Origin of the sequence: Methylocaldum sp. (assembly GCF_039794385.1) — a bacterium.
In the GTDB taxonomy this organism is placed as follows: domain Bacteria; phylum Pseudomonadota; class Gammaproteobacteria; order Methylococcales; family Methylococcaceae; genus Methylocaldum.
On the sequence record NZ_JBDIVO010000031.1, the window covers coordinates 19,768 to 27,680 of the forward strand.

At 62.2% G+C, this 7,913-nt stretch carries 7 protein-coding genes; all 7 read left to right on the forward strand.

All coding sequences use genetic code 11. The features are described from left to right. Positions 1-43: 43 nt before the first annotated feature. Positions 44-1,258: a glycosyltransferase family 4 protein gene (locus ABJK70_RS05040; protein WP_347257482.1), complete on the forward strand. Its 1,215-nt coding sequence runs from the start codon at positions 44-46 to the stop codon at positions 1,256-1,258. Further along, positions 1,255-2,157: a hypothetical protein gene (locus ABJK70_RS05045; protein WP_347257483.1), complete on the forward strand. Its 903-nt coding sequence runs from the start codon at positions 1,255-1,257 to the stop codon at positions 2,155-2,157. Before ABJK70_RS05040 ends, ABJK70_RS05045 begins: the two co-directional genes overlap by 4 nt. 8 nt (positions 2,158-2,165) lie before the next feature. Next, positions 2,166-3,308: an esterase-like activity of phytase family protein gene (locus tag ABJK70_RS05050; RefSeq protein WP_347257484.1), complete on the forward strand. Its 1,143-nt coding sequence runs from the start codon at positions 2,166-2,168 to the stop codon at positions 3,306-3,308. Beyond that, positions 3,305-4,561 (forward strand): glycosyltransferase, encoded by a 1,257-nt coding sequence (locus ABJK70_RS05055; RefSeq protein ID WP_347257485.1) that lies wholly within the window; start codon positions 3,305-3,307, stop codon positions 4,559-4,561. The genes ABJK70_RS05050 and ABJK70_RS05055 overlap by 4 nt, the downstream gene beginning before the upstream one ends. A 9-nt stretch (positions 4,562-4,570) precedes the next feature. Further along, positions 4,571-6,034, forward strand: coding sequence for a lipopolysaccharide biosynthesis protein (locus tag ABJK70_RS05060; protein ID WP_347257486.1), 1,464 nt, complete (start codon positions 4,571-4,573; stop codon positions 6,032-6,034). Next, complete coding sequence (locus ABJK70_RS05065; protein ID WP_347257487.1) at positions 6,031-7,413, forward strand: polysaccharide pyruvyl transferase family protein; 1,383 nt, start codon at positions 6,031-6,033, stop codon at positions 7,411-7,413. Before ABJK70_RS05060 ends, ABJK70_RS05065 begins: the two co-directional genes overlap by 4 nt. Before the next feature lie 16 nt (positions 7,414-7,429). Continuing rightward, on the forward strand, positions 7,430-7,913 hold a 484-nt coding region (locus ABJK70_RS05070), incomplete at its 3' end, for a hypothetical protein (RefSeq protein WP_347257488.1).

The window sequence follows — 7,913 nt, forward strand, 5'->3', positions numbered from 1 at the left end:
AAAAAATGACCATTCACCGGGGGTTTAAATGCCAAGTTGTCTAATGATTGTCGAAAACCTTCCGCTGCCGCTGGACCGGCGGTCGTGGCAGGAGGCGACCGCACTGCGCGACGCCGGTTGGGAGGTTACGGTGATCTGCCCGGCCACCGAAAGGCACCCGGAACGGGAAATCGTGATCGACGGCATCCGGGTCTACCGCCATCCCCTGCCCCTGGAAGCCAGCGGCGCATTGGGCTTCTTATTGGAATACGGCGCGGCGCTGTTCCACGAAACGCGTTTGGCCTTCAAAGTGTTTCGACGCCACGGTTTCGACGTCATCCACATCGCCAATCCGCCCGATCTTTTGTTCCTGGTTGCCCTGCCCTATAAAGCGCTCGGCCGGCCGCTGATCTTCGATCATCACGACATCTGTCCGGAGCTCTACGAATCCAAGTTCAAGAAACGCGGCCCGATGCACGCCCTGCTGCGACTCTTCGAAAAACTGACCTTCCGGTTTTCGGACGTGGTCATCTCGGCCAACGAAACGTTCAAGGAACTGGCCATAAATCGGGGCGGCAAGTATCCCGACGATGTTTTTACCGTGTACGGCGTGCCGGACCTTACTAAGTTCAAACGGGTGCCGAAAACCGACGTGGAAGACACGATCACGGTCGGATACGTAGGGGTCATGGGCGCTCAGGATGGGGTGGACAACCTGATTCGTGCCGTTGCGGCGCTGCGCAACGAATCCGGGCTGCCGCGATTCACTTGCAGATTCGTCGGCGCCGGCCCCGAGCTTGCCTCGCTGAAAGCACTGGCCCAGTCGTTGGGCGTAGCCGATGTCTGCCAATTCACGGGTTTCCTGTCCGGGGAAGCGCTGTTGGCCGCCCTATCCAGCTTCGACATCGGCGTCATTCCCGATCCTTACGACACGTACAACGACAAAATCAGCATGTGCAAGGTGTTCGAATACGCTACCTTGGGGATGCCTATCGTCGCCTTTGAACTAGCGGAGACCAAGCGCCTCCTCGGGGATGCGGCCCGTTACGCGCCCGACCATACGCCCGAGGGGCTGGCATCCGCCCTGGCGGCTCTCCTGAAAGACGAGTCCTTGCGCCGGAACCATGCCGAGCGCGCCTTGGAGCGGGCCCGCACGCACTTTCGCTGGCCCGACCAGGTCTCCAGCCTTCTGGCCGCCTACGATCGCGCGCTGATGCGTCGCGCCGGTCGGCGCGCTTCGTCCAGCGAAGCGCGCACTCTCCGGAGCGAGCGCTCATGAACGCCGTTCCCGCGACCGAGCAAGGGCGCTACGCGGAGGTGGACGCCCTGCTCTTCACCACCAACGATAGTGCGGGCGGACGTCACGACGAACTGGAGCGCATGGTCCGGAGCGTAGAGCGCGCCATAGCGACGTCCGGCCTTCGGGTCGTTCAATACCTGTTGCTGCAGCGGCACGCTCCCGGCCAGCCGCCGCCCGCTCTGCCGGACTATATCCGGGTAACGACCATTCCCGATCGAGTTTCGCTCTCCAAGGCGCGGAATCTCCTCCTGAGCTCGGCGCGCGAAGACGGCATGTTCGAGCGATCATTGATGGTCGCTTTCCCCGACGACGACGCCTGGTACCCGGAGGGCACGCTGGAAGCCATGCTGGCTTTGTTCGGGGGAGACGCCTCGCTCGATCTCGCGATCTGCCGGTATTCCTCCACGCCTTCGACGCTCTCCGCCCTGCCTTCGGAGCTGCGCGCCGCGCGGCCGGCGAGCGCCAGGGCATTCGTTGCCAATGCCTCGTCCAATACGCTGTTCATGCGCGCCTCTCGCGCCGCTCAAACGGGGTATTTCGACGAGTCCCTGGGGGTCGGAGCGCCGATCAACGGCGGAGAAGACCTCGATTACGCCCTGCGCGCCTATGTCGCCGCCGGGGAAAAAGCCGTCTGGTTCGACGCCTCTCTGGTCGGGCACCGCGACCCTCATCGTTGGTTGATCGGACATTACTATGCCGGCAGCCTGTACGCGCTGTCTCGAAGCGCGGCCTCGAGCCGGGCGGTCGCCTTGCAGGCGGTGCGAAAAGTGTTGGTGGGCATCTATCTGCTGCTTCGCCGCGAGCTGGCCTGGCCCGCTTTTTCACGGGCGCTGAGACTCGCCCAGGCGGCCCGATGCAGCCAACCGGCGCGCTCGTGACGAAGCCCATGAGAAAACGGTTCGAAGCGGCTGTAACGGAAATCGTGCCCAGCGGCGACCGGCTTCGCGATACGCGCCGTCCGACGCAAGCTTCTCCACGAACCGGATACGGCGTCGCACGGCGGTGGCGATGGTGGGTAACGGCCGCGGCGGCCTCAGTGTTGGCCGCCGCGATCGCCTGGGCCGGCTTTCTGAGATTTAAACCCACGGTAGCCTTGCCGGGTCTTACGCCTATCCCGGTCGAGGCGCACCCGATCGCCGAGTTTTCAAAAATTGAGATCGCGGAAACCGCAGCGTCGCCGCTGGTCTTTCGGGGCGGCTTGGTGCTCGAATCCGGCGCCCCGCATTTCGGCGGAATTTCCGGCCTGCGGATGACGGACCGCGGCCATGGGTTTGCGGCAGTCACCGATGCCGGCTATTGGGTACAAGGCCGTCTCTTGTACGACCGGGGCCGTCCGAGCGGCGTCGCCGATGTGGTGATGGCGTCGGTTCTTGGGCCCGAAGGAAAACCACTCCGAGAAAACGGCAAGGGCGACATCGAGTCTCTCGAGCTGACCGCCGAGGCCGCTTACCTGGGATTCGAAGGGCACCGCAACGGGATAGCCGTTTTCCAGCCGACATCCGACTTGCTCCGGCGCCACGGTCGGCTCCTGCCGATTCCTCCGGACATTGTGGCACTGCCGAAAGGTCGCGGCTTGGAAGCTCTGGTCGCGATTCCCGCCGGACATGATTTCGGCGGTGCGCTCCTCGCCATTGCCGAGCGGGACCGAACCGGTCGCGACATGGCTCCGGCCTGGATTCTGAAGGAAGGGACGGCGCTGGAACTCAAGGTCCGCTTGACCGACGGCTACGACATCAGCGACGCCGTCTTTCTCCCGGAAGGTGATTTGCTCTTGCTCGAGCGGCGGCTATCGCTGCTCGGCGGTTTCAAGATGCGTCTTCGCCGCATCCCGGCGACCGACATACGGCCCGGAGCCGTTTCGGACGGCTCCCCCGTTCTGGAAGCCAATCGGCTATTTCACGAGATCGACAACATGGAAGGTATCGCCGCCCATCGCGACGAAAACGGAATCATCGTCGTCACGGCGGTGTCCGACGACAATTTCCTGCCGGTCCAACGCAAGCTTCTGCTGCAGTGGGAATTGAAATGAGCGCGCCTAAAACCGAACGTCTGCGTCCGGTCGCGGTTTTTCTGTGCGAGGATTTGCCGGTTCCGGGCCTGAACGGGTATTCCACCTACAACCACGCTTTCGTGAAATACCTGGAGTCACGGGAGTTCGAGGCGCATCTGGTGATCAGCGGACCGCGCCTGCCGGCGCCGATATTCCGCCCCCGGCGCCGATTGGGTTGCACAAGACTCCAGATTCACGTGCCCGGAACGGTTCGGCTGGGGGAGTGGCGCCTTGTCACACACCCACGGGCCCTGATTCGGTCCGTTTACCGCTGGCTGCTCGATAGCGTGGGCGGCGCATGGGCCCGACGGCTGGAGAACTGGCGCGGCGCATCGCAGAGCAAAGCCGTCTTTATCGGCCGCTGCCTGAGCGAACCGGATCTGCGCCGATTGGCGCCGCTGTTCGCCCGACTAGCTCCCCACTATGTCTTCGTCGATACCATTTTCCGGGCGCGGATCGTGAACTGGTTGCCGAACCGCACCCGCACGCTGTTGATCGCCCACGACGTCTTTTACAAGCGCTGCCAGTCCCTGGAGGCTCGCGGCATAACCGCCGTTCCCCCGGTGACCCCGGAACAGGAGCAGGCCATGCTCGGAGGCTTTGACGTGCTGCTCGCGATCAGCGACGAAGACGCCCTCGACCTCGGCAATCTGATGCCGATAGCGAAGATCGTCGCTCTTCCGGCGCCGGTTGACGCGAGGCCGATAAAGACTCGGGGTGCCCCGGAGTCCCGCATTCTGTATCTCGGCAGCCATGCGCCGCACAACGTGGACGGACTCCGCTGGTTTTTGGAGAACGTCTGGCCGCGAGTGCGCGAGGTGCGGAACGATTTCATCCTGGACGTGGCGGGCGAGGCGTGTCTCGCCTTCACGCCCGGCATTCCGGGCGTGGTTCTGCACGGCCGCGTTCAAGACCTCTCGGAACTCGCCGCAACCGCGCTTTTCGCCATCAATCCGGTGCGCGCCGGGAGCGGCATGAAGATCAAGATGCTGGATTATTTCGCGTTCGGTCTGCCCTGCATTACGACCAGCGTGGGAGCCGCAGGTTTTCCCCCGACCGACGACAGCCCCCTCGAAATTTGCGACGACCCTGTCGATTTCGCGGCGGCCGTTCTGCAATGGGGTGGCGATCAGGCACTGCGCGAGCATCTTCGCAAAAACGCCCGTCGGTACGTGGAGCGCTTTTCGATAGACGCTTTTTTTGCGCGCTTGGACACCGCTTTGGACCGGTAGGCGTAAAGCATGAGCAGCACCACGCCTTCGCTGGGCAATAAGGTTCTGTCCGGATTGATCTGGTCGGCCGTCCGTAACTGGGGCGGACGACTGGCGACCATCGCCGTATTTTTCCTGCTTGCTCGAATTCTGTCGCCGGATGAATTCGGCGTATTCGCCGCCGCCATCGCGGTGCTCGCCTTTATCGAGATCATTGCGGAACAGGGCCTAGCCGACGCGGTCGTGCAACGTCCCACCATAGGGCCGCGAGAGTTGAATACGGTTTTCGTGGCCAATTTTCTCGTGGCAGCTCTTTTGGTTACGGCGACCTGGCTGGGGGCACCGCTCATCGCCTCGGTGATGGGCATCGAGCGCCTGACCGAAATTTTGCGAGTGTCGTGCCTCGGAATACTGATCAGTTCACTCGGGTTCTGCCAGCAGGCCCTGTTCCGGCGAAATTTCCAGTACCGCTGGCTGGCCCTCAGAACCGTGGCCGCGACCGTCGTTAGCGGCGCGGTGGGTGTCGGGCTGGCGCTCGCCGGCTTCGGCGTGTGGAGTCTGGTCGGACAGTTTCTGACCAGTACCTCGGTCAATCTGATATTGCTCTGGCTCAAGCCGGTCTGGAAGCCCGGACTGAAGTTCAGTTTCGTCGGGTTCGGTCAACTCCTCCGCTACGGAAGCAATGTCCTCGGCATGCGCCTGCTGGATTTCGCCAATACCCGCGCCATCGAGCTCGCCATAGGCGCGTGGCTCGGCGCCGCCACACTCGGGTTTTATGCCGTCGGTTCCCGCATCTACACCATCATGATGCAGCTCCTCAGTTCGGTGGTCATGGACGTGGCCCATTCAGGCTTCTCGCGGATCGCCGGGGAGCGAGAACGACTGGCCCAGGCCTATTACCGCGCCATGACCGCGACCGCCGCCCTGGCGATGCCGTGCTTCGTGCTCGTCTCCGCGGTCGCCTCGGAGCTTTGCATGACGGTATTCGGCGCCAAATGGGCCGACACCGCGGACATTCTGGCTCCGCTCGCCCTCCTCGGGGCCGTTCAGACGCTCCAGTACTACAACGCATCAGGACTGAACGCCATCGGCCGGTCCGCTACAGCGCTAGCGATCGCCATCGTCAAGGCGGCGGCTACCGGCGCCGCCCTGGTGGCGACCAAAGGGCAAGGCCTGGACATAACCGTCAAGATTTACGTGCTGGCGCAACTCGTCGCGACGCCCGTGAGCTTTTATCTCGGAAGAAGGTACCTGGGCGTATCCGTTCGCAGAATCCTGCGGTGCGTTATTCCGTTCGCCCTTTCGGCGGCGATGATGTTTTTCGCCGTCGGAGCGATCGGCCCCGCACTCTCCGATTTCGGCCTGAATCAGCTGTCGGACCTCGCCGTGAAGCTTGCCGCCGGAATAACGGTCTACGCCATGGGAATTGCGCTTCTCGGCCGCCGCCATCTGATCGAATCAATACAAACCATCAAATCAATGAGGCGTGGATGACTGAACAAGGTTCCGATAAGCCCCAAAAGCCGATTGAGATCAAGAACGTTCGAGCGAAGGGGGTTCGAGGCCGCCTGAGAGAGTTCTTGCGGGTGCCGATGCTGTATCGGGAATGGCGGCGCGAAAAGGGGCAATTGGTCAATCCGTCCTATCCGGATCTGCTCGAAGCCTGTAACTCGATTCTGATCGCTCCCTGCGATCCGGATACGGTTGCCGGCTCCAAGGGTGACGAGGCCATGATCACGGCGTTCGTTGAGCGGATCCGCGCATTCAATCCCGTCTGCCAATTCGGGCTGCTGACTTACCATGACCAAGTTCCCGAGACACTGGCAGATCTCGGCGTACGCCTCGAACCGGTCTGGGCAAATCCCAAGTGGTCGCTGCGCCGGCTGATCCAGACCATGTCCCGCTATGAAGGACTGGTGATCGTCGGTGGCGATGTGATGGACGGATACTACACTCCGCTGACCGCTCTGCGCCTGTGGGTGGTCGGCGATATGGCTGCGCGGCTCGGAAAACGAAGCGCGACTCTGGGATTTTCGTTCAACGAGAAACCGTCCTCGCGTTTGCGGCGCTGCCTTGGCTCCCTCGATCAGCGTTTCGTCGTTTCCGTCCGGGACGAGGTTTCTCTCGAACGCTTTAAAGGAGTCTCCCAGGCTAATTCGAGGCTAGTCGCCGATGCGGCCTTTCTGTTACGGCCCTCGTTCAGCGACCGAGTGGAGGTTGTTCGTCTTTGGGCCGATTCGCAGCGGGCGAAGGGCCGTACCGTGGTGGGTTTCAATCTCCACCCGATGCTGATCAAGGAAGGCGATCAATCCCTACGCTCGGCGATGATCAGTGCCTCGGTAGCAGCACTGCGCGACGTCGCGGCGCGGAATGATGTGAGTTATCTGTTCATCTCGCACGATTTTCGTGGTGGCCCGCTAGGCGATGAAGCCATGCTCGGACCGATTTTCGAAGGTCTTCAGGACGAGTTGGGCGAGCGAATTCGCTACTGGAAGAATCATTTCTCCGCAAAGGAGCTAAAGGCGATCGCCGGCCTAACGGACGCCGTTTTTACCGGACGGATGCATTTGGCGGTCGCGGCGCTCGGCCAGGGTGTGCCCATCGTCGCCGTCACTTATCAAGGCAAATTCGAAGGACTCTTTCGACATTTCGAACTTCCCGGACATCTGGCGGTGTCGCCCGAGTCGATTCTTGATCCTTCCCGCCTGGCACCGCTGATCGACGAACTGATTTCATCTCGCGAAGCCCTCGCCTCCCGGGTTGCGGATTCTTGGCCCGGGGTTGAACAACGTGCCTTGCTCAATATCGAGCCCTTCCTGGCGAAGGAAGTAGCTCCCAACGCGTCATCCGATGCCGTGTTTTCTAATCCATGACGATAAGGGGACAACGATGAGAGATCTGCGATTATGGAGCGGGGTGGCGTTGATGCTGGCAGGAGCAGTCCTCGAACCTATAGCCGCCGGCAAAACTGAACCGGCGTCCAAGGCCCCAGCCCTGCCCGGCAACGACACCATCAAAGCCGCCTTTACCGCCTTGAAAGCGGGTGAAGACGACTATGCACCGGCCCGTGCCGCCCGTGAGTACTGGGACGCGGCCCGCCAGCGCGTGGCACAGGATCCTCGCTGGACGGCTTGGTTGCAGGAGCGAACCAGTCGGGTCACGAAGTGGATGGCCACACCCCGCGATCACCCGGAATGGGCCGCGGGCTGGCTGCACAATTACGTGAATTTAAAGACGGGCGCCTTTCTCCACTGGACCCCCGATCAGCCGATACCGCCCGACCAGCCCGGCCACGAAAAGCTGCGCGCCGCCTGGATCGCCCATAATCGGATCTACAACATCGATCGCGTGCTGGACGCCGCCCGACTGTTCC